At 64.4% G+C, this 22,355-nt stretch carries 15 protein-coding genes; 6 read left to right on the top strand and 9 right to left on the bottom strand.

Annotated features, from left to right (window positions below):
* The first annotated feature begins 27 nt into the window (after window positions 1-27).
* Window positions 28-681, top strand: a complete 654-nt coding sequence (locus RIN61_RS02370) for a LexA family protein (RefSeq protein WP_215520602.1) — start codon at window positions 28-30, stop codon at window positions 679-681.
* Between the two features lie 106 nt (window positions 682-787).
* On the top strand, window positions 788-1,450 hold the full coding sequence (locus RIN61_RS02365) for a LexA family transcriptional regulator (protein ID WP_215520747.1): 663 nt from the start codon (window positions 788-790) through the stop codon (window positions 1,448-1,450).
* 138 nt (window positions 1,451-1,588) lie between these two features.
* Here RIN61_RS02365 and RIN61_RS02360 read toward each other — a convergent pair whose 3' ends face one another.
* From RIN61_RS02360 to RIN61_RS02345, 4 genes are read right to left on the bottom strand one after another with little or no spacing between them, the layout of a single operon-like run.
* Window positions 1,589-3,541, bottom strand: coding sequence for an acetyl/propionyl/methylcrotonyl-CoA carboxylase subunit alpha (locus RIN61_RS02360; protein ID WP_313855562.1), 1,953 nt, complete (start codon window positions 3,539-3,541; stop codon window positions 1,589-1,591).
* Window positions 3,538-4,353, bottom strand: coding sequence for a gamma-carboxygeranoyl-CoA hydratase (locus RIN61_RS02355; RefSeq protein WP_252378261.1), 816 nt, complete (start codon window positions 4,351-4,353; stop codon window positions 3,538-3,540). Before RIN61_RS02355 ends, RIN61_RS02360 begins: the two co-directional genes overlap by 4 nt.
* A 3-nt stretch (window positions 4,354-4,356) precedes the next feature.
* A complete protein-coding gene (locus RIN61_RS02350) occupies window positions 4,357-5,964 on the bottom strand; it encodes a carboxyl transferase domain-containing protein (protein WP_313855560.1) in 1,608 nt (535 codons plus the stop codon).
* Between the two features lie 19 nt (window positions 5,965-5,983).
* Window positions 5,984-7,147: an isovaleryl-CoA dehydrogenase gene (locus RIN61_RS02345; RefSeq protein ID WP_013973339.1), complete on the bottom strand. Its 1,164-nt coding sequence runs from the start codon at window positions 7,145-7,147 to the stop codon at window positions 5,984-5,986.
* 318 nt (window positions 7,148-7,465) lie between these two features.
* Between RIN61_RS02345 and RIN61_RS02340 the strand changes: the two genes are divergently transcribed.
* Entirely contained in the window at window positions 7,466-9,148 is a 1,683-nt protein-coding gene (locus RIN61_RS02340; RefSeq protein WP_313855557.1) for an AMP-binding protein, read from the top strand.
* Between the two features lie 140 nt (window positions 9,149-9,288).
* Here RIN61_RS02340 and RIN61_RS02335 read toward each other — a convergent pair whose 3' ends face one another.
* A complete protein-coding gene (locus RIN61_RS02335; RefSeq protein ID WP_181457359.1) occupies window positions 9,289-9,450 on the bottom strand; it encodes a hypothetical protein in 162 nt (53 codons plus the stop codon).
* A 140-nt stretch (window positions 9,451-9,590) separates the two neighbouring features.
* Here RIN61_RS02335 and RIN61_RS02330 point away from each other — a divergent pair, with 140 nt between their 5' ends.
* The 3 genes from RIN61_RS02330 (at window position 9,591) to glgB (ending at window position 17,307) form a co-directional block, all read left to right on the top strand.
* The gene (locus RIN61_RS02330; RefSeq protein WP_313855555.1) at window positions 9,591-11,609 is read left to right on the top strand and encodes an alpha-1,4-glucan--maltose-1-phosphate maltosyltransferase; all 2,019 of its coding nucleotides are present in this window, start codon (window positions 9,591-9,593) and stop codon (window positions 11,607-11,609) included.
* Window positions 11,610-11,779: 170 nt separating this feature from the next.
* Window positions 11,780-15,100: a maltose alpha-D-glucosyltransferase gene (gene treS, locus RIN61_RS02325; RefSeq protein ID WP_252378264.1), complete on the top strand. Its 3,321-nt coding sequence runs from the start codon at window positions 11,780-11,782 to the stop codon at window positions 15,098-15,100.
* Window positions 15,097-17,307: a 1,4-alpha-glucan branching protein GlgB gene (glgB, locus tag RIN61_RS02320; RefSeq protein WP_313855552.1), complete on the top strand. Its 2,211-nt coding sequence runs from the start codon at window positions 15,097-15,099 to the stop codon at window positions 17,305-17,307. The genes treS and glgB overlap by 4 nt, the downstream gene beginning before the upstream one ends.
* A gap of 117 nt (window positions 17,308-17,424) precedes the next feature.
* Here the strand turns inward: glgB and RIN61_RS02315 are convergent, their stop codons facing one another.
* The 4 genes from RIN61_RS02315 to RIN61_RS02300 all read right to left on the bottom strand — a co-directional run bounded on the left by RIN61_RS02315 (window position 17,425) and on the right by RIN61_RS02300 (window position 22,351).
* On the bottom strand, window positions 17,425-18,501 hold the full coding sequence (locus RIN61_RS02315) for an autotransporter domain-containing protein (protein WP_112252864.1): 1,077 nt from the start codon (window positions 18,499-18,501) through the stop codon (window positions 17,425-17,427).
* A gap of 301 nt (window positions 18,502-18,802) precedes the next feature.
* Window positions 18,803-19,612, bottom strand: a complete 810-nt coding sequence (locus tag RIN61_RS02310; RefSeq protein WP_112252863.1) for an endonuclease/exonuclease/phosphatase family protein — start codon at window positions 19,610-19,612, stop codon at window positions 18,803-18,805.
* Between the two features lie 182 nt (window positions 19,613-19,794).
* Window positions 19,795-21,948 carry a glycogen debranching protein GlgX gene (glgX, locus tag RIN61_RS02305; RefSeq protein WP_133973965.1) on the bottom strand — a complete coding sequence of 718 codons (2,154 nt, stop codon included), beginning with the start codon at window positions 21,946-21,948 and terminating at the stop codon, window positions 19,795-19,797.
* Window positions 21,949-22,102: 154 nt separating this feature from the next.
* The gene (locus RIN61_RS02300) at window positions 22,103-22,351 is read right to left on the bottom strand and encodes a DUF2934 domain-containing protein (protein WP_112252861.1); all 249 of its coding nucleotides are present in this window, start codon (window positions 22,349-22,351) and stop codon (window positions 22,103-22,105) included.
* Window positions 22,352-22,355 lie beyond the last annotated feature (4 nt).

Genomic DNA, 22,355 nt, shown 5'->3' with positions numbered 1-22,355 from the left:
GTAATACAGTCCGTATTGTTGCCGCTCATGGAAAACTGGAACGCATTTCTCAAGCGCTACAAGCGCGAACACAATCTCAGCCAGCTCAAGCTGGCCGAACGCTTGGGCATGACTCAGGGGGGCGTGGGGCATTGGCTGCGTGGTACGCGGCGGCCGACGCTGGAAACCATCAACGAAAAGCTCGAAAAACTTGGGCTGGTGTTTCTGGAAGCCCAAGTCATGGTGGTGGAGCGCGATATCGTGCGCGAATCGCCTGGTCACTATGCGGCCGAGCAGCCGGTTTCGGCAGAAGCATTGCTTTACGCGAGCTTCCGCTTTCCGGTGCTGAGTTGGGCTGACTTGCAGGGAACTTTGCCAGAAACAAGCAAGGCCCACGAGCAGACTGACTACATGCCCGCCGGCAATGCGTTCTGGCTAGTGGTGGAAAACGACTCGATGAATGCCGCCAGTGGCAGGAGCATACCTGAGGGTATGCGTGTGCTGGTGGATACTGGCCTGCCGGCTGAGCCAGGCCGGTTGGTAATTGCTCGGCAGCCCGGGCGGCCGGCAGTGTTGCGGCAGTTGGTCGAGGAGGGCGGAGACAGGATGCTCAAACCGCTGAATACGCGTTATCCGACAGTTCTGTGTGAAGACGGCTGCGAATTTCTGGGTGTAGTTGTGCGGGGGCATGAGGTCTTCTAGCTTGCCGGGGCTGCTGTGCAGCCCTGTCGCGACACAAGGCCGCTCCTACAGCGGCCGCACCGGGTTCGATCGGGAGGCGCGCCTTTGCAGGAGGCTGATGGCAGCGATGAATATGGATAGATGGATTGCCCTGGTCCGTGATCGGATGGAGGAGCTAGGGCTCACTCAAGAACAGCTGGCCGAGCGTGTTGGTGTGTCTCAAGGCAGCGTGGGACATTGGGTGAACAAGCGGCGTCAGCCGAAGATCGAGTCGATGAATCGCACGCTCGTCGAGATTGGCATGCCCCATTACAGCGTCAGCTTGCACCTGCGCATTCAGGGGCAGGACGGGGAGCGGAGCGTTTACGATGTGGATGGCACCGATGACGATCTGGACCTCATGCAATACATCGTCTGTTTCCGCTACCCGGTGCTGGGTTGGGATGAGCTGGGTGTTGCAGATGGTACGGAGCCTGGCGTATTCGAGCAGACGGACTATCTGGCCCTGGGCAAGGCGTTCTGGCTGACCGTGGAAAACGATGCCATGAGTGCCGTCAGTGGCCGCAGTGTGCCGCAAGGTATGCGGATGTTGGTGGACCCTGGCTTAGAAGCCGAACCAGGGCATTTGGTTATCGCCCGTCAGCCGGGCAAACCGGCGATTTTCCGTGAATTGGTGGAGGAAGGTGGGCAGCGGTACCTGAAGGCATTGAACAGCAACTATCCGGCGCTGCTGTGTGAGGACGGCTGCGAGTTTCTGGGTGTGGTCGTGCGAGTGCATGGCTCCTTCTAGATTGCCGGGGCTGCTGCGCAGCCCATCGCGACACAAGGCCGCTCCTACAGAGGATCGCGCCGGGTTTGATGCCAAGCGCGGACCCTTGTAGGAGCGGCCTTGTGTCGCGAAAGGGCCGCACAGCGGCCCCCAGGACCCTTACTCTGCCAGTTCGACCAGCACCGTCCCTTCGCTGACCATATCCCCTTCCTGGCAGAACAACGCCTTCACCGTGCCGCCATGCGGCGCGCGAATGCTGTGCTCCATCTTCATGGCCTCCAGCACTACCAGCGCCGTACCTGCTTCCACCACTTGCCCGGGCTCTACCAGCACGCGCACGATGCTGCCGTTCATGGGCGCGCCCAGGCCGCCCTGGTGGCTGTGGCTGGCCTCGGCCTCGGCAATCGGGTCGAAGGCTTCGATGGCATGCATCTCGCCATCCCACTGCAAGTACAACGTGCCACCGCGGCGGATCGCCAGATGCTGGCGACGCACGCCCGCCTGGTCATGAACCAACTGCTCGCCCACCAGTTGCCAGGTAGACGCAGCGCTGCGCTCCAGGGCAACCGCCTGGTCCTGCCCGCCACTCACCAGGTGCAGGGTGCTGCGCGAAGGCAGGCCCAGGCGCAGGCCGTTGCGTTCGGCCCACGGCGAACTGTGGTCGTCGCTCCGCTGATATGCGGCCTGGCCCTGCAACCAGGCCTCGGCCGCCGCTTCCCAGAAGCCTGCTGGCAGCGCTTGAGGCGCGGGCAGCAAAACCTCCTGGTGACGTGGAATGAAGCCGGTATCCAGTTCGGCTGCAGCAAACGCCGGGTGGGCGAGAATGCGCCGCAGGAAGGCGATGTTGGTCTTCAGCCCGCCAATGGCAAACTCGTCGAGCATGGCCAGCAAGCGCAGGCGCGCCTGCTCGCGGTCTTCGCCCCAGGCGATCAGCTTGCCCAGCATCGGGTCATAGAACGGCGACACCACATCACCTTCGCTGACCCCGCTGTCCACCCGGCGGCCTTCGCCGGCTGCCGACTCACGGTACAGCGCCAGCTTGCCGGTCGCCGGCAGGAATTCGTTGGCCGGGTCCTCGGCATACAGGCGCACTTCGATGGCATGGCCGATCAGCGGCACCTGCTCCTGGGTGATCGGCAGGGCCTCGCCGCAGGCCACGCGAATCTGCCAGGCCACCAGGTCGAGCCCGGTAATGGCCTCGGTGACTGGGTGCTCCACCTGCAGACGGGTGTTCATCTCCATGAAGAAGAACTCGCCACGGGCATCGAGCAGGAACTCCACGGTGCCGGCGCCCACGTAGCCGATGGCCTGGGCCGCGCGCACTGCCGCCTCACCCATGGCCCGGCGCAATTCGGCTGACAGGCCTGGCGCAGGGGCTTCTTCCACCACCTTCTGGTGACGGCGCTGAATTGAACAGTCACGCTCGTTGAGGTACAGGCAGTTGCCATGCTGGTCGGCGAATACCTGGATTTCCACGTGGTGCGGCTTGAGCACGTACTTTTCCACCAGCATGCGTGCATCGCCGAACGACGACTGCGCCTCACGCTGGGCCGAGGCCAGGGCGTCGGCCAGCTGGCTTTCTTCCTCGACCACTTTCATGCCCTTGCCACCGCCGCCGGCGCTGGCCTTGAGCAGCACCGGGTAGCCGATGCGTTCGGCGGCGGCGCGGAAGGTGTCCAGGTCCTGGGCCTCGCCGTGGTAGCCCGGCACCAGCGGCACGCCAGCGGCTTCCATCAGTGCCTTGGCCGCCGACTTGCTGCCCATGGCGTCGATGGCGCTGGCCGGTGGGCCGAGGAAGATCAGCCCGGCCTCTTCGATGGCGCGTGCGAAGCCTGCGTTCTCGGACAGGAAGCCATAACCCGGGTGGATGGCCTGGGCGCCGCTGGCCTTGGCTGCGGCCAGCAGCTTGTCGACCTGCAGGTAGCTTTCGGCAGCCTTGGTGCCGCCGAGGTCGACACGGATATCGGCTTCGCGGCTGTGCCGGGCATCACGGTCGGTGGCGCTGTGCACGGCCACGGTGGTCAGGCCCATGGCCTTGGCGGTGCGCATCACCCGGCAGGCGATTTCGCCGCGGTTAGCGACCAGCAGGGTGGTCAAAGCGGGGCGGCTCATGGGCGCGGCTCCTTCTTGTCGTCGGTTTGCCAGGCGGGGCGGCGTTTTTCCAGGAAGGCGCGCAGGCCCTCCTGGCCTTCGGCGCTGACGCGGATGCGGGCGATGGTGTTTTCGCAGTAGCGGCGCAGGGCCGGGCTGAGCTCGCCGTCGTCCACCTCACGCAGCAAGTCCTTGGTGGCGCGCAGCGCTTGCGGGCTGTTCTGCAGCAGGTTGTTCACCCAGGCTTCGACCTGGGTCTCCAGTTCGCTGGCCGGGTATACCTCGGCCAGCAGGCCCAGCTCGCGGGCCCGCACGCCGCTGAATCGCTCGGCGGTAAGGGCATAGCGGCGCGCGGCGCGCTCGCCGATGGCCTTGACCACGAACGGGCTGATCACCGCCGGGGCCAGGCCTATGCGCACTTCCGACAGGCACAGTTGGGCGTCTTCGGCGCCGATGGCCATGTCGCAGCAGCTGATCAGGCCCAGCGCGCCGCCAAAGGCCGCGCCTTGCACCACGGCCAGGGTCGGCGCCTTGAGGCGGTGCAGGGCATACATCAGCTCGCCCAGCTCGCGGGCATCATCCAGGTTGGTGTTGAAGTCCAGCTGCGCCGACTGCTGCATCCAGGCCAGGTCGGCGCCGGCGCTGAAGTGCCGGCCGCGGCCGCGCAGCAGCACGAAACGCAGGCTGGCGTCCTCGGCCAACTGGTCGAGGGCGATAATCAGTTCGCGGATCATCAAGGCGTTGAACGCGTTGTTCTTGTCCTCGCGGCTGAGCCACAGGGTGGCGAAGCCGCGCGGGTCGCGGATCACTTCGAGGGTGCTGAAATCGCTCATGGGTCACATCCGGAAAATGCCGAAGCGGCTCTGTTCGATCGGTGCGTTCAGCGCGGCGGACAACGCCAGGCCGAGCACGTCGCGGGTCTGCGCCGGGTCGATGACACCGTCGTCCCACAGGCGGGCGCTGGAGTAGTAGGGGTGACCCTGGTGCTCGTACTGGTCAAGGATCGGCTGCTTGAGCCGGGCTTCGTCTTCGGCGCTGAACGGGTGACCACTGCGTTCGCTCTGTTCGCGCTTGACCTGGGCCAGCACGCCGGCGGCCTGTTCGGCCCCCATCACGCCAATCCGTGCGTTGGGCCACATCCACAGGAAGCGCGGGTCGTAGGCCCGGCCGCACATGCCATAGTTGCCGGCGCCGAAGCTGCCACCGATGATCACCGTGAACTTCGGCACCTGGGCGCAGGCCACGGCGGTGACCAGCTTGGCGCCGTGCTTGGCGATGCCGCCTTCTTCGTACTTCTTGCCGACCATGAAACCGGTGATGTTCTGCAGGAACAGCAGCGGGATGCCGCGCTGGCAGGCCAGTTCGATGAAGTGCGCGCCTTTTTGCGCGGCCTCGGCGAACAGGATGCCGTTGTTGGCCAGGATCGCCACCGGGTAGCCGTGCAGGTGGGCGAAGCCGCACACCAGGGTGGTACCGAACAGCGCCTTGAACTCGTCGAACACCGAGCCGTCGACCAGGCGCGCGATTACCTCGCGCACATCGAACGGTTGCTTGGCATCGGCCGGCACCACGCCATACAGCTCATCGGCGGCATACAGCGGTGCCACCGGGGCCAGGCGTTGCAGCTTGCCCAGCTTGTGCCAGTTGAGGTTGGCCACGCTGCGGCGGGCCAGGGCCAGGGCGTGTTCGTCGTTGTCGGCATAGTGGTCGGCCACGCCGCTGGTGCGGCAGTGCACATCGGCGCCGCCGAGGTCTTCGGCGCTCACCACCTCACCGGTGGCGGCCTTTACCAGTGGGGGGCCGGCAAGGAAGATGGTCGCTTGCTGGCGCACCATGATCGCTTCGTCGGCCATCGCGGGCACGTAGGCACCGCCGGCGGTGCACGAGCCCATCACCACGGCAATCTGCGGAATGCCCAGTGCGCTCATGTTGGCCTGGTTGAAGAAGATACGCCCGAAGTGCTCGCGGTCGGGGAACACTTCGTCCTGGCGTGGCAGGTTGGCGCCGCCGGAGTCCACCAGGTAGATGCACGGCAGGCGATTCTGCAGGGCGATGGTCTGTGCACGCAGGTGCTTCTTTACGGTCAGCGGGTAGTAGGAACCGCCTTTGACCGTGGCGTCGTTGGCCACGATCATGCATTCCACGCCTTCGACGCGGCCGATGCCGGCGATCACGCCCGCAGCGGGTACGTCTTCGCCATACACCTCATGGGCAGCCAGCTGGCCGATTTCGAGGAACGGCGAGCCCGGGTCCAGCAGGCGGTCGATACGCTCGCGCGGCAGCAGCTTGCCGCGCGAAGTGTGCCGCTCCTGAGCCTTGGGCCCACCGCCCTGGGCCACCTGGGCGAGCAGGCCGCGCAGGGCCTGGACCTGTTCGAGCATGGCCGCGCTATTGTTGGCGAACTCCGCCGAACGCGGGTTGATCTGGGTGTGCAAGGTAGCCATGTGCGCCCGTCCCTTGTGCTCAGCGGGTTTCGTTGAACAGTTCGCGACCGATCAGCATCCGGCGGATTTCGCTGGTGCCGGCACCGATCTCGTACAGCTTGGCGTCGCGCAGCAGGCGGCCTGCCGGGAATTCGTTGATATAGCCGTTGCCGCCAAGAATCTGGATTGCCTCGAGGGCCATTTGCGTGGCGCGTTCGGCGGTGTACAGGATCACCCCGGCGGCGTCCTTGCGGGTGGTCTCGCCACGGTCGCAGGCCTGCGCCACGGCATACAGGTAGGCGCGGCTGGCGTTGAGCTGGGTGTACATGTCGGCGATCTTGCCCTGGATCAGCTGGAATTCGCCGATGCTCTGGCCGAACTGCTTGCGGTCGTGGATGTACGGCACCACCAGGTCCATGCAGCTTTGCATGATGCCGGTCGGGCCGCCGGACAGCACCACACGCTCGTAGTCGAGGCCGCTCATCAGCACGCGCACGCCACCGTTGAGCTGGCCGAGGATGTTTTCTTCCGGCACTTCGACGCCGTCGAAGAACAGCTCGCAGGTGTTGGAGCCACGCATGCCCAGCTTGTCGAACTTGTTGCTGCGGCTGAAGCCTTTCCAGTCACGCTCGACGATGAACGCGGTGATACCGTGCGCGCCCTTTTCCAGGTCGGTCTTGGCGTAGATCACGTAGGTGTTGGCGTCCGGGCCGTTGGTGATCCAGGTCTTGCTGCCGTTGAGCACGTAGTGGTCGCCGCGCTTTTCCGCGCGCAGTTTCATCGACACCACGTCGGAACCGGCATTGGGCTCGCTCATGGCCAAGGCGCCGATGTGCTCGCCGCTGATCAGCTTGGGCAGGTACTTGAGCTTCTGCTCGTGGCTGCCGTTGCGGTTGATCTGGTTGACGCAGAGGTTGGAGTGGGCGCCGTAGGACAGGGCTACCGAGGCCGAGCCACGGCTGATTTCTTCCATCGACACCACGTGGGCCAGGTAGCCCAGGCCGGCACCGCCGTATTCTTCCGGCACGGTGATGCCCAGCAGGCCCATGTCGCCGAACTTGCGCCACATGTCGGCGGGGAACAGGTTGTCGTGGTCGATTTGCGCGGCACGCGGGGCCAGTTCGGCGGCGACGAAGGTGCGCACCTGGTCGCGGAGCATGTCGATGGTTTCGCCCAGGGCGAAGTTCAGGGTGGGGTAATGCATGCTGGGGCACCTTGTTGTTCTTGAAATTGGGTAACACCGTAGCTCAACGGCTATCACCGGCCCTGTGGGAGCGGGTTTACCCGCGAATGCGTCAGCAGGGCCACCGTCATTGCCTGATGATCGCATTCGCGGGTGAACCCGCTCCCACAGGGTCGGTGGTACGCCGGCAAACCAGATGTCGTTTTCACCTTTACGTTAACGTAAACCTGCGCGCATCCACTGTCAATCGGCTCATCACCTTTACGTAAACGTAAATCTGCGCCAGAGTATCCCCGCTTGCTTCAGTCGTGCCCAGAACAACCACAAGAAGGGACACCCATGAGTCAACCAAGCTATACCCGCGGTCGCCAGGACCAAGCCTTGCTCACCCAGACCATCGGCCAGGCCTTCGATGCCACGGTGGCCCGCTACGCCGACGGCGAGGCCCTGGTGTCGCGCCATCAGGGCCTGCGCTACAGCTGGCGCCAGCTGGCCGAGCAGGTCGAGGTGCATGCTCGTGCCCTGATGGCCCTGGGCGTGAACACCGGCGATCGGGTCGGCATCTGGTCGCCCAACTGCGCCCAGTGGTGCATCCTGCAGCTGGCCAGCGCCAAGGTCGGCGCGATTCTGGTCAACATCAACCCGGCCTACCGCGTGGGCGAGCTGGAATACGTGCTGCGCCAGTCCGGATGCCGCTGGCTGGTGTGTGCCGATGCCTTCAAGACGTCCGACTACCACGCCATGGTCCAGGAACTGGCACCGGAGCTGGCCAGTGCCACCCCGGGTGAAATGGCCAGTGAACGCCTGCCCGACCTGCGTGGTGTGGTCAGCCTGGCCGCCAACCCGCCGGCAGGCTTTTTGCCTTGGCAGGCGCTGGCCGAGCGGGCAGGGCAGATCTCGACCGAGGCCTATGCGACGCGCCAGCAAAGCCTGCAGTTCGACCAGCCGGTGAACATCCAGTACACCTCCGGCACCACCGGCGCGCCGAAGGGCGCCACGCTCAGCCACTACAACATCCTCAACAACGGCTTCATGGTCGGCGAAAGCCTGGGCCTGACCGCACGCGACCGCATGGTGATCCCGGTGCCGCTGTACCACTGCTTCGGCATGGTCATGGCCAACCTCGGTTGCATCACCCACGGCAGCACGATGATCTACCCCAACGACGCCTTCGACGCCGAGCTCACCCTGCGCGCCGTGGCCGAAGAGCGCGCGAGCATTCTCTATGGCGTGCCAACCATGTTCATCGCCATGCTCGACCACCCCGCGCGCGCGCAAATGGATTTGTCGACCCTGCGCAGCGGCATCATGGCTGGCGCCACCTGCCCGATCGAGGTGATGCGCCGGGTCATCGACCAGATGCACATGGCCGAAGTGCAGATCGCCTATGGCATGACCGAAACCAGCCCGGTGTCGCTGCAGACCGGCCCGGACGACCACCTGGAACTGCGCGTGACCACCGTCGGCCGTACCCAGCCGCAGCTGGAGAACAAGCTGGTGGATGCCGACGGCTGCATCGTCCCGCGCGGCGAGATCGGCGAGCTGTGCACTCGCGGCTACAGCGTGATGCTCGGCTACTGGGACAACCCCCAGGCCACCGCGGATGCCATCGACCCGGCCGGCTGGATGCATTCGGGCGACCTGGCGGTGATGGACGAGCATGGCTATGTGCGCATTGTCGGGCGCAACAAGGACATGATCATTCGTGGCGGCGAGAACATCTACCCGCGGGAACTGGAAGAGTTCTTCTACACCCACCCAGCGGTGGCCGATGCGCAAGTGATCGGCATCCCGTGCAGCCGTTATGGCGAGGAGATCGTCGCCTGGATAAAGCTGCACCCTGGGCACAGTGCCACGGTCGAGGAGCTGCAGGGCTGGTGCAAGGCGCGCATTGCCCATTTCAAGGTGCCGCGGCATATCCGCTTCGTCGACGAGTACCCGATGACGGTGACCGGCAAGGTGCAGAAGTTCCGCATGCGGGAGATCAGTGTGGCCGAGATCGCGGCGGTTACTGCTGGTTGATGCATTGGCTGTTCCGGCCTCTTCGCGGGTAAACCCGCTCCCACAGGTACAGCGCCGTGTTCGAGTTTGGCGCTGTCCCTGTGGGAGCGGGTTTACCCGCGAAGAGGCCGGCCCTGCCAGCACAGGATCCTGGTCTACCCTTAAGCCTTCACCGGTGGCTCCTGGCTCGGCGGGTCGCCCACTGTCGGCGGCACGGTCGGCTTGATCGGCAGCTCGTCCGGGTCTTCCTCCGGCACGGGCGGCGGCAGGCTCGGGTTGTCGATGTTGGGATCGGGAGTCTCCGGTGGAATGGGAATGTTCATGGCCTGACCTCGCTTGGGTAATTGAAGAGGTGCTGCAGGCTTCGACTTCGCGCAGCTGCCGTTCGCTCAATTTTTTTGAACCCCACGCCTGTGCCCGGCTCTGAACCCTTACCGCCACCAGCCTGAGGGAGCAAGGTCCGATGTCACGAAACGAGCCCTTCGAAAGCGTGCCCATGGCCAACGATCACCCGGACCAGGCCATCAGCCTGTCCCAGGCGCTGCTGGCGCCGCGCATCGTGATCGAAGACACCCAACCCGTGCTCGAAGCCGGCACCTTCGCCACCAAGGCCATCAGTGGCCAGCCGGTGGAGGTCAGCAGCAAGGTCTACAGCGACGGCCATGACCGCCTGGCGGTGATGCTCAACTGGCGCCAGGCCCACAGCCGGCGCTGGCATTGCGTGCCCATGCACTCACCGGGCAACGACCTGTGGCTGGCCGAGTTCACCCCCACCGATCTGGGCCCGCACCTGTTCAGCATCGAGGCCTGGATCGACCCGTTCGCCACCTATTGCCACGATCTGGAGAAGAAGTACCACGCCGGTGTCGAGGTCAGGTTGGAGCTGGAAGAAGGCCGATTGATGCTGGGCAAGGGCATCGAGCTGTGCAACGGTGCCCTGCGCGAGGAGCTCCAGGCCTTGCAGCAGCGCCTGCCCACGCTGAATGCCGACGACCAGGTGGCGCTGTTTCTCGACCCTGCTACCGCCCGCCTGATGAGCGATGCCGAGCATCGCAGCTACCTGGCCCGCAGCCGTGAATTCCCCGTCGATGTCGACCGCCCGGCCGCGCAGTTTGCCAGCTGGTACGAGCTGTTCCCACGCTCGATCACCGACAGCCCCGAGCGCCACGGCACCTTCAATGATGTGCACGCGCGCCTGCCGATGATTCGCGACATGGGCTTCGACGTGTTGTACTTCCCGCCCATCCATCCCATCGGCATGCAGCACCGCAAGGGCCGCAACAACGCCCTGACGGCGGCGCCCGGCGACCCGGGCAGCCCGTACGCCATCGGCAGCGCGGAAGGCGGGCATGAGGCGATTCACCCGCAACTGGGCAGCCGCGACGACTTCCGCCGCCTGGTGGCCGCGGCGGCCGAACATGGCCTGGAAATCGCCCTCGACTTCGCCATCCAGTGCTCCCAGGACCACCCCTGGCTCAAGGAGCACCCCGGCTGGTTCAGCTGGCGACCGGACGGCACCATCCGCTATGCCGAGAACCCACCGAAGAAATACCAGGACATCGTCAACGTCGATTTCTATGCACCCGACGCCGTCCCCTCGCTGTGGCTGGCCTTGCGCGATGTGGTGGTCGGCTGGGTCGAGGAGGGGGTGAAGACCTTCCGCGTCGACAACCCGCACACCAAGCCACTGCCATTCTGGCAATGGCTGATCGCCAATGTGCGTAGCCGGTACCCTGAGGTCATCTTCCTCGCCGAAGCCTTCACCAAGCCGGCGATGATGGCCCGCCTGGGCAAGGTCGGGTACGCGCAGAGCTATACCTATTTCACCTGGCGCAACCACAAACAGGAGCTGCGCGAGTACTTCGAGCAGCTCAACCAGCCGCCATGGAGCCAGTGCTACCGGCCCAACTTCTTCGTCAACACCCCCGACATCAACCCGTACTTCCTGCACACCTCCGGCCGTGCCGGCTTCCTCATCCGCGCAGCGCTGGCCACCATGGGCTCGGGGCTGTGGGGCATGTACTCCGGCTTCGAGCTGTGCGAAAGCACGCCGCTGCCAGGCAAAGAGGAGTACCTGGATTCGGAGAAGTACCAAATTCGCCCACGCGATTTCAGTCAACCCGGCAACATCATTGCCGAGATCGCCCAGCTCAACCGCATTCGCCGGCAGAACCGCGCCTTGCAGACCCACCTGGGCGTGGCGTTCTTCAACTGCTGGAACGACAACATCCTGTACTTCGCAAAACGCACGCCCGAGCGCGACAACTACATCCTGGTGGCAATCAGCCTCGACCCGCACAACGCACAGGAGGCGCATTTCGAGCTGCCGCTGTGGGAGCTGGGGCTGGATGACAACGCCGAAACCCATGGTGAAGACCTGATGAACGGCCATCGCTGGTCGTGGTACGGCAAGACCCAATGGATGCGCATCGAACCCTGGCATCTGCCGTTCGGTATCTGGCGCATCGAAAAGGCCCGTTAGCAAGGTACACGCCATCCCCTGTGGGAGCGGGTTCACCCGCGAAGCAGGCGCTGCGGAGCATGGCACCGGCTTCGCCGGTGTTCGCGGGTAAACCCGCTCCCACAGGGGATCGTGTCAAGTCAGTTGCTTATGCATCAGGGCCAGAGCAACCAGAATTGAAAGGAGTCCACATGGCCAAGCGTTCCCGCCCGGCAGCCTTCATCGACGACCCGCTGTGGTACAAGGACGCCGTCATCTACCAGCTGCACATCAAGTCGTTCTTCGATTCGAACAACGACGGCATTGGCGATTTCGCCGGCCTGATCAGCAAGCTCGACTACATCGCCGAGCTGGGCGTCAACACCCTGTGGCTGCTGCCGTTCTATCCCTCGCCACGCCGCGACGACGGCTATGACATCGCCGAGTACAAGGCCGTGCACCCCGACTACGGCAACCTGGCCGATGCCCGCCGCTTCATCGCCGAGGCGCACAAGCGCGGCCTGCGGGTCATCACCGAGCTGGTCATCAACCACACCAGCGATCAGCACCCTTGGTTCCAGCGCGCCCGCCATGCCAAGCGCGGCAGCAAGGCACGGGACTTCTACGTGTGGTCGGATGACGACCAGAAGTACGATGGCACGCGCATCATCTTCCTCGACACCGAGAAGTCCAACTGGACCTGGGACCCGGTCGCCGGCCAGTACTTCTGGCACCGCTTCTACTCGCACCAGCCCGACCTCAACTTCGACAACCCGCAAGTGCTCAAGGCAGTGATCGGGGTGATGCGCTTCTGGCTGGACCTGGGTGTCGATGGCCTGCGCCTGGACGCCATTCCTTACCTGATCGAACGCGACGGCACCAACAACGAGAACCTTGCCGAAACCCACGACGTGCTCAAGGCGATTCGCGCTGAAATCGACGCCAACTACCCCGACCGCATGCTGCTGGCAGAGGCCAACCAGTGGCCCGAGGATACCCGCCCGTACTTCGGCGAAGGCGAGGGCGACGAATGCCACATGGCCTTCCACTTCCCGCTGATGCCGCGCATGTACATGGCCCTGGCCATGGAAGACCGTTTCCCGATCACCGACATCTTGCGCCAGACCCCGGAAATCCCTGCCAATTGTCAGTGGGCGATCTTCCTGCGCAACCACGATGAGCTGACCCTGGAAATGGTCACCGACCGCGAGCGCGACTACCTGTGGAACTACTACGCCGAAGACCGCCGCGCCCGCATCAACCTGGGCATCCGCCGCCGCCTGGCGCCGCTGCTGCAGCGCGACCGCAGGCGTATCGAACTGCTCACCAGCCTGCTGCTGTCGATGCCCGGCACACCCACCCTGTATTACGGCGATGAACTGGGCATGGGCGACAACATCTACCTGGGCGACCGCGACGGCGTGCGCACGCCTATGCAATGGTCGCCGGACCGCAACGGCGGTTTCTCTCGCGCCGACCCGCAGCGCCTGGTACTGCCACCGATCATGGACCCACTGTACGGTTACCAGACCGTAAACGTCGAAGCCCAGGCCGCCGACCCGCACTCGCTGCTGAACTGGACCCGGCGCATGCTGGCGGTGCGCAAGCAGCAGAAGGCCTTCGGCCGCGGCAGCCTGCGTACCCTCACGCCGAACAACCGGCGCATCCTCGCCTATCTGCGCGAGTACACCGACGCCGATGGCAACACCGAAGTCATCCTGTGCGTGGCCAACGTCTCCCGCGCCGCCCAGGCTGCCGAACTGGAATTGTCACAGTACGCCGACAAAGTACCGGTGGAGATGCTCGGCGGCAGCGCTTTCCCGCCGATCGGGCAACTGCCGTTCCTGCTGACCTTGCCACCCTACGCCTTCTACTGGTTCCTGCTGGCCAGCCACGACCGCATGCCCAGCTGGCACATCCAGGCCACCGAGGGGTTACCCGAATTGACCACACTGGTACTGCGCAAACGCATGGAAGAACTGCTGCAAGCCCCCGCCAGCGATACCCTGCAAAGCGCCATCCTGCCGCAGTACCTGCCCAAGCGGCGCTGGTTCGCCGGCAAGGAAGGGCCGATCGACGCGGTGCGCCTCTGCTACGGCGTGCGCTTCGGCACGGCAACCACACCAGTGCTGCTGAGTGAAATCGAAGTGCTCAGCGACGGTGTGGCCAACCGCTATCAATTGCCGTTCGGCCTGCTGCCCGAAGAACAGATCAACAGCGCGCTGCCACAGCAGCTGGCCCTGTCACGGGTGCGTCGTGCCCATCAGGTTGGCCTGATCACCGACGCCTTCGTCCTTGAGCCGTTCATCCGCGCGGTGCTGCGAGCCTGTGAGGATGGCATGCATCTGCCTTGTGGCAATGGCGAGGGCGAGCTGCGCTTCGAAAGCACGCAGCAGTTGGCGGGCCTGGCGTTGAACGACGACAGCAGCGTGCGCTACCTCAGCGCCGAGCAGTCCAACAGCTCGGTGGTGATCGGCGACCAGGTGGTGCTCAAGCTGATTCGCCGGGTCAACCCGGGTGTGCACCCCGAGCTGGAAATGAGCGCCTACCTGACCGCCGCAGGCTTTGCCAACATTTCGCCGCTGCTGGCCTGGGTCAGCCGGGTGGACGAGCAGGGCGCGCCACACCTGCTGATGATCGCCCAAGGCTACCTGAGCAACCAGGGTGACGCCTGGGCCTGGACCCAGAACACCCTGGAGCGGGCCATCCGCGACCAGATGGAACCTTCCAGCCTTGACGCCGATGCGCACACCGATGCAATGGCCGAACTTACCGGCTTTGCCGCCTTGCTCGGCCAGCGCCTGGGCGAGATGCACCTGCTGCTGGCCGCACCGACCAATGACGAGGCCTTCAAACCGCGCCCAAGCGATGCTGACGACAGCGAACGCTGGAGTGCACAGATCAGTGCCGAACTCACCCATGCCCTCGACCTGCTGGCCCAGCACCGCGACAGCCTCGACAGCGAAAGCCAGGCGCTGGTCGACGACTTGCAGCAACAGCGCGACGGCCTGGCCCAACATATCGCCGACCTGACCCGCCAGGCCCAGGGCGGCCTGCTGATGCGCGTGCACGGCGACCTGCACCTGGGCCAGGTGCTGGTGGTGCAGGGCGACGCCTACCTCATCGATTTCGAAGGTGAACCGGCCCGGCCGCTGCAAGAGCGTCGGGCAAGACATAGCCCGTACAAGGATGTCAGCGGCGTGCTGCGATCCTTCGACTATGCTGCTGCGATGATCTTGCGCAGCGCGTCTGCGGTGGACCTTTCCGACCCGGCGCGCCAAGCCCGGCAACGTGTAGCCAGGCAATACCTGCACCAGTCGCGGCATGCCTTTGTCGAAGCCTATGGCCTGGCCACCGCGGCCATGCCTCACGCCTGGCAGCAGGCCGAAGGCGAGCGTGCTGCACTGGAGCTGTTCTGCCTGGAGAAGGCTGCCTACGAAATTACATACGAAGCCGAAAACCGTCCAAGCTGGCTGGCCGTGCCTTTGCATGGCCTGCATGGACTGATCAGTACTTGGGGAGAGTCAGAATGAACGTTACAACGCGTGAAAACGGCGGCCTTCGGCAACGGGACCTCGACGCCCTGGCCCGCGCCGAGCACGCCGATCCATTTGCGGTACTCGGCCCCCATGGCGACGGCGCGGGCGGGCAGGTGGTCCGCGCCTTCCTGCCCAATGCCCTGAATGTGCGCATGCTGGCCCGGCATGACGGGCGCATCCTTGCCGAAATGGAGCAGGGCAGCCTGCCCGGGTTGTTCACCGCGCACCTCGATGAGGCACACCCTTACCTGCTGCAGATCGGCTGGGCCGGTGGTGAGCAGATTACCGAGGACCCCTACAGCTTCGGCCCGCAACTGGGCGACATGGACTTGTACCTGTTCGCCGAAGGCAACCACCGCGACCTGTCCGGGCGCTTCGGCGCCCAACCTGTCCAGGTCGATGGCGTCGACGGCGTGTGTTTCTCGGTGTGGGCACCGAACGCCCGGCGGGTGTCGGTGGTGGGCGACTTCAATAACTGGGACGGCCGCCGCCACCCCATGCGCCTGCGCCACAGCGCCGGGGTGTGGGAGCTGTTCGTGCCGCGCCTGGGCGTGGGCGAAACCTACAAGTTCGAGGTGCTGGGCAAGGACGGCATTTTGCCGCTGAAGGCCGACCCGCTGGCGCGCGCCACCGAACTGCCACCGAGCACCGCCTCCAAGGTTGCGGGGGCGCTCAGCCACCACTGGCAAGACCACGACTGGATGGCGCAACGCGCTCAGCGCCATGCCTACAGCGCGCCGCTGTCGATCTACGAACTGCACCCGGGGTCGTGGCGCTGCGAGCTGGATGAGGCGGGTGAGGTCGGGCGCTTTTACAACTGGCGCGAGCTGGCCGAGCGCCTGGTGCCGTACGTTCAGGAGCTGGGTTTCACCCATATCGAACTGCTGCCGATCATGGAGCACCCGTTCGGCGGCTCTTGGGGTTACCAGCCGCTGTCGCTGTTCGCGCCCACCTCGCGCTACGGCAGTGCCGAAGACTTCGCCGCCTTCGTCGACGCCTGCCACCAGGGCGGGATTGGCGTGCTGCTAGACTGGGTGCCGGCGCATTTCCCCACCGACGAACACGGCCTGGCGCGTTTCGACGGCACCGCCCTGTACGAATACGAAAACCCCCTGGAGGGCTTCCACCAGGACTGGAACACGCTGATCTACAACCTTGGCCGCAACGAGGTGCGTGGCTTCATGATGGCCTCGGCGCTGCACTGGCTGAAGCACTTCCACATCGATGGCCTGCGTGTCGATGCCGTGGCCTCGATGCTGTACCGCGACTATTCGCGCAAGGCCGGCGAATGGGTGCCCAACCGCCACGGCGGGCGCGAGAACCTCGAGGCCATCGACTTCATCCGCCACCTCAACGGCGTGGCGGCCCACGAGGCCCCTGGCGCGCTGATCATCGCCGAGGAGTCCACCGCCTGGCCCGGCGTCAGTCAGCCGACCCAGCAGGGCGGCCTGGGCTTTGCCTACAAGTGGAACATGGGCTGGATGCACGACACCTTGCATTACATCCAGAACGACCCGGTGCACCGCACCTACCACCACAACGAGATGAGCTTCGGGCTGATCTACGCCTATTCCGAGCACTTCATCCTGCCCATTTCCCACGACGAAGTGGTGCATGGCAAGCATTCGCTGATCGACAAAATGCCCGGCGACCGCTGGCAGAAATTTGCCAACCTGCGCGCCTACCTCACTTTCATGTGGGCGCATCCTGGCAAGAAGCTGCTGTTCATGGGCTGCGAGTTCGGCCAGTGGCGTGAGTGGGACCACGATGGCGAGCTGGACTGGTACCTGCTGCAGTACCCTGAGCACCAGGGTGTACAGCGCCTGGTCGGCGACCTCAACCGTCTGTACCGCGAGGTGCCGGCGTTGCACGAGCAGGATTGCCAGCCCCAGGGGTTCCAGTGGCTGATCGGTGACGATGCGCAGAACAGCGTGTATGCCTGGTTGCGCTGGAGCAGCAGCGGCGAACCGGTGCTGGTGGTGGCCAACTTCACGCCGGTGCCGCGCGAGGGGTATCGCATTGGCGTGCCGTTTGGCGAGCGCTGGCAAGAGCTGTTGAACAGTGATGCAGAGCTGTATGCCGGGTCCAATGTGGGCAACCTGGGGGTGGTGGTGAGTGACCAGATAGCCAGCCATGGCCAGCCGCAGTCGCTGGCGCTTAACCTGCCGCCGCTTGGGGTTCTGATAATGAAACCCGCTTGATGCATTGCTTGTACTGGCCTCTTCGCGGGTGAACCCGCTCCCACAGGTAGTGCACAAGCTTCAAATGTTGTGCGGACCTTGTGGGAGCGGGTTCACCCGCGAAAGGGCCGAACCTGCCTACCACCGCATCCGCACCCCAAGGCTGCCAATCAACCCGTTCAAATCGTTGTCATCCACATCACTGCTGTAATCGGCACTGACGAACAACGCCACCGAAGGCGTCACCCGCGCCACCAGCCCCAACCCCAGTTCCACCGTGGTCGAGTAGCGCGAGCTGGAGATCTTGTCGACCTGGTCCAGCTTCACCTCATCGGCATTGCTGAAGTCATACCACACGTTGGTCCGCACATAGGGCTCGATCGGCATGCCGCGTACTTCATAACGCCCGGACAGCCTGGCACCGACCCGACCGCTCCAGCTCGGCTGGCTGTCGAAGGCCTGCAAGGTCTCCTCCTGCGCCCGGTTGCCGGGGAACAACCGCTGGTTGATCAACTGCGCCTGCGGCTCGATCACCCAGCCGCCACCCAGGCCGATGGGTATGCCGCCTTCCAGCGAAAAGGTCATCGCGTGGCCGCTGTCGTCCAGTCGCTGGCCATTCTCGCCACGACCATTGACGTCGATGCGCGACCCCATGGCCACGGCATCCAGGTGCCAGCCCTGCTCATGGGTCATGCTCCAGTACACCCCCAGGCTTTCACCGCTGAGGTTCACGGCGTTGCGTTGCTTGTCACCCAACAGCCGGCGCATGCCGTTGAAGCTGGTCTGCAGGTTGTTTTGCCCCACGAAGATCCCCGCGCGGTGCACATTGCCCGCAGCAGTTTCGCGCACGAACAGGTCCGGGCCGATCATCAGTTGCTGGCTGGGTGCCTCCAGCTGGTCCGGGGGCTGCGCGCCACTGCGTGCAGCGGTGGGGAAGAACTGCGCCCACTGGCTGGCGACCAGGTCCGGTGCAGCCTGCCCATGGCGTTCGCTCATCTTTTGCGAAAAGGCGTTCAAGGTACCCATGTTCAAGCCACTGGCGCTGACCGGGTCGAGCGACAGCTGTGGTACTGCCGGTTGGTGCAGGAAACCGGGTGAGATCGGGTCGTCCTGCAGTTCATACGCGATAGTTTCCACCGGGGTTGCCAGAAGCAGCGACGTGGAAACCGCGTAAAAAATGCTGTCGAAGCGCAAGTGGTTCGAGGTGCTTTTCATGGCGGATCTCCTTTGTTTTTGTGTTACAGCCCTAGGACCTGGCCTGTTGTCACGAGCTGTACGGCAAAAACAGTGGGCGACCCAAACCAGCACGCCAGGCTATCGCCAGCGCGCACGAAGGCGCGAGCTAGAGGCCCGGCGCGAGATCATTACTGCTTTGATATGTTCAGCTAAGGAGAGCGCGCCGCTTGCGTCAAGAAAGCGTGAAGGAAGTGTTCAGGTTCCGTGGTTTTATCCAACCTGTTGAATACTTTGACAAACTCGCTGGGCATAGCGGGGTTCGCTATTTGCCGTGACCGGGCTATGAAGAATGATTGCTAAGCCTGACTTCGACCGACAACGGCAGGTGGTCCGACAGGTGCGACCAAGGTTTGTGCCCAAGAATCCGCGGCCCATGGCTTTCGGCGTTGCGCAGGTAGACACGGTCCAGGCGCAGCAGCGGCAGCCGCGCAGGATAGGTGCGGGCCAGGTGGCCATGGTGGCGCTCGAAGGCCTCATGCAGGTCATTCTGCAAACCCAGGGTGCGGTTACCATGGGATTTCCAGTCGTTGAAATCGCCGGCGATGATCACCGGTGCGTCGGCGGGAAGGGATTCGAGCAGCTTGCGTAGCAGTTGCAGCTGCTTCTGGCGGTGGCTTTCCAGTAACGACAGGTGCACGCAGATGGCATGCACCTGGTGCTGGCCGGGCACATCGAGCACGCAGTGCAGCAGGCCCCGACGTTCGGGGCCGGTGATCGACACATCGAGGTTGCGGTGTTCGATGATCGGGTATTTGGACAGCAGCGCGTTGCCGTGGTGGCCGTCGGGGTAGACCGCGTTGCGGCCGTAGGCGAAGTCGCTCCACATGCTGTCGGCGAGGAATTCGTACTGCGAAGTCTGCGGCCAGCCGGGGTAGCGCGCGGCGTGGCGGTCGTGGCTGCCGAGCACTTCCTGGAGGAAGACGATATCGGCCTGTGTACTGCGCACCGCCTCGCGCAGTTCCGGCAGGATGAAGCGCCGGTTGAACGCGGTGAAGCCCTTGTGGGTGTTCACCGTCAGCACCTGCAGCCGCTTCACGGCCGGGGCCTGGTTGACACTGGCGAAACCTTTACTGCCGGCTTCGGGGTTCACGGTTACTCCTCAATGGCAGGTGCATGTGTTTTGCATGTACCGGCCCTATCGCCGGCAAGCCAGCTCCCACAGGTACTGCACAGCCCGTCAGCCAGCGGATTACCTGTGGGAGCTGGCTTGCCGGCGATGAGGCCAGTACAGGCAACCGATACACATTGGGACCGACGATGGTCCCGTGGGGTTCACTCCTCATCCCGCTGCAACACCATCAGCAGCAACGACCGCCCCTTCACCTCGAACGTGCTGTCGAACTGCAGGTGCTGGCCCTTGCGCAGCTCCGGCCGGTCGGTATCGACCAGGCAGCTCCAGTAATCCCCCTCGGGCACGGTCGGCAACTTGAACGGCACGATGTCGTGGTGGGCATTGACGATCAGCAGCACGGTGGCCTCGGCACCTGGCCGGGCAATGCCGCTGACCTGGGCACGGCCATCGATCAGCATGCCCAGGCAGCGCCCGTGCGGGTCTTCCCATTGCTCCACGCTCATCTCGTTGCCATCCGGTGCCAGCCAGGTCACGTCCTTGACGCCGATTGCCTCATTGTAGTCGCCCACCAGGAAGCGCGAGCGGCGTAGCACTGGGTAGGCCAGGCGCAGGCGGGTCAGGCGCTTGACGAAGGCCAGCAGTTCCAGGCCCTCCTGGTCGAGGTCCCAGTTCACCCAGCCGATCTCGCTGTCCTGGCAGTAGGCATTGTTATTGCCGTGCTGGGTGCGGCTGAACTCATCGCCGGCGACGATCATCGGCGTGCCCTGGGCCAGCAGCAGGGTAGCGAAGTAGTTGCGCATCTGGCGCATGCGCAGGGCATTCACTGCCGGGTCGTCGGTTGGCCCCTCGACACCGCAGTTCCATGACAGGTTGTTATCGGTGCCGTCCTGGTTGTTCTCGTCGTTGTCTTCGTTGTGCTTGTGGTTGTAAGACACCAGGTCGCGCAAGGTGAAGCCGTCGTGGGCGGTGACGAAGTTGACCGAAGCATAGGGGCGCCGGCCACGGTTGTTGAACATGTCCCCCGACGCGGTCATGCGCGAGGCAAAGTCGGCCAGTTGGCCTTCGTCGCCTTTCCAGAACGCACGCACGGTGTCGCGGAAGCGGTCGTTCCACTCTGCCCAGCCCGGGGCGAAGTTGCCCACCTGGTAACCGCCCGGGCCGCAGTCCCAGGGCTCTGCGATCAGCTTCACCTGGCTGAGCATCGGGTCTTGGCGGCAGGCGACGAGGAAGCCGTGGCGTTCGCTGTAGCCGTCGTGGTAGCGGCCAAGGATGGTCGCCAGGTCGAAGCGGAAGCCGTCCACGTGCATCTCGCCAGCCCAGTAGCGCAGCGAGTCGGTGACCAGCTGCAGCACGCAGGGGTGGCTGAGGTCCAGGGTGTTGCCGGTGCCGGAATCGTTGATGTAGTAGCGTTTGTCGTCCGGCATCAGGCGGTAGTACGAGGCGTTGTCGATGCCGCGCATCGACAGCGTGGGGCCGCGCTCGTTGCCTTCGGCGGTGTGGTTGTAGACCACGTCCAGGATCACCTCCAGCCCGGCGTCATGCAGGTGCGCGACCATTTCCTTGAATTCGGCGATCTTGCCGCTGGCCAGGTAACGCGGGTGCGGGGCGAAGAAGGCGATGCTGTTGTAGCCCCAGTAGTTGTTCAGCCCCTTGTCCAGAAGGTGCTGGTCGTTGACGAAGGCATGAATCGGCAGCAGCTCTATGCTGGAAACGCCCAGCTCCTTGATGTGTTTGAGCAGCTCGTCATTGGCCAGGCCGGCAAAGGTGCCGCGCAGTTCTTCCGGCACCGCCGGGTGGCGCATGCTGATGCCACGGGTGTGGGCCTCGTAGATGATCGTGCGTTCCCAGGGGATCAGCACGCGTTGGTCGCGGCCCCAGGTGAAGGCGGGGTCGATCACCTTGCACTTGGGCACGAAGGGCGCGCTGTCGCGCTCGTCGAACGACAGGTCGCCGTCGGGGTGGCCGATGGTGTAGCCGAACAGTGCTTCGGACCATTGCAGGCTGCCGACCAGTTGCTTGGCATACGGGTCGATCAGCAGTTTGTTGGGGTTGAAGCGGTGGCCGTTCTCTGGCTCGTAGGGGCCATGCACGCGGTAGCCGTAGACCAGCCCGGGGTGCGCGTCGGGCAGGTAGCCGTGGTAGATCTCGTCGGTGTATTCGGGTAGCTCGATGCGTTCGATTTCGTGCTCGCCAGTGGAGTCGAACAGGCACAGCTCGACCTTGGTGGCGTTGGCCGAGAACAGGGCAAAGTTGACCCCAAGGCCATCCCAGGTGGCGCCGAGGGGGAATGGCAGGCCTTCGCGAATACGCGAAGGGGCGACCGAGCGGGTTTTCTTCGGGGTGCGGGGGCTCATGGCGGTCCTCTGTAGCCGTGGTGAGGGAAGGGAGCTATGCAGTCCTGCACCGGCCTCTTCGCGGGTAAACCCGCTCCCACAGGTATGGCGTAATGCTCAGGCCTGACCCCATTCCTGTGGGAGCGGGTTTACCCGCGAAGAGGCCGGTACAGGCTTAACCGGCAGCCGGCTTTTTCACCGCCCGGGGTTTCTTAGCTGCCACGGCCTTCTCAACCGGCTCAGCCGCTACCTTGGGCTTGGCCGGGGCCCGTTTGCGCGGCGCCGCCTTGGGTGCCAGCGCCTCGGCTTCGGCCAGCTTGCGAGCCATGTCCCAATGGCGATCTTCCTGGCCGGCGGGCTTACCCTCGGACTCCCAGATCTGGTAGGCAAATTCGCGGATACGCTTTTCATCGACACTCATCATGACG

Origin of the sequence: Pseudomonas inefficax, assembly GCF_032164165.1 — a bacterium.
In the GTDB taxonomy this organism is placed as follows: domain Bacteria; phylum Pseudomonadota; class Gammaproteobacteria; order Pseudomonadales; family Pseudomonadaceae; genus Aquipseudomonas; species Aquipseudomonas inefficax.
Note: the sequence above shows the minus strand (reverse complement) of the source record. Positions and strands in the feature narration are given on the sequence as shown.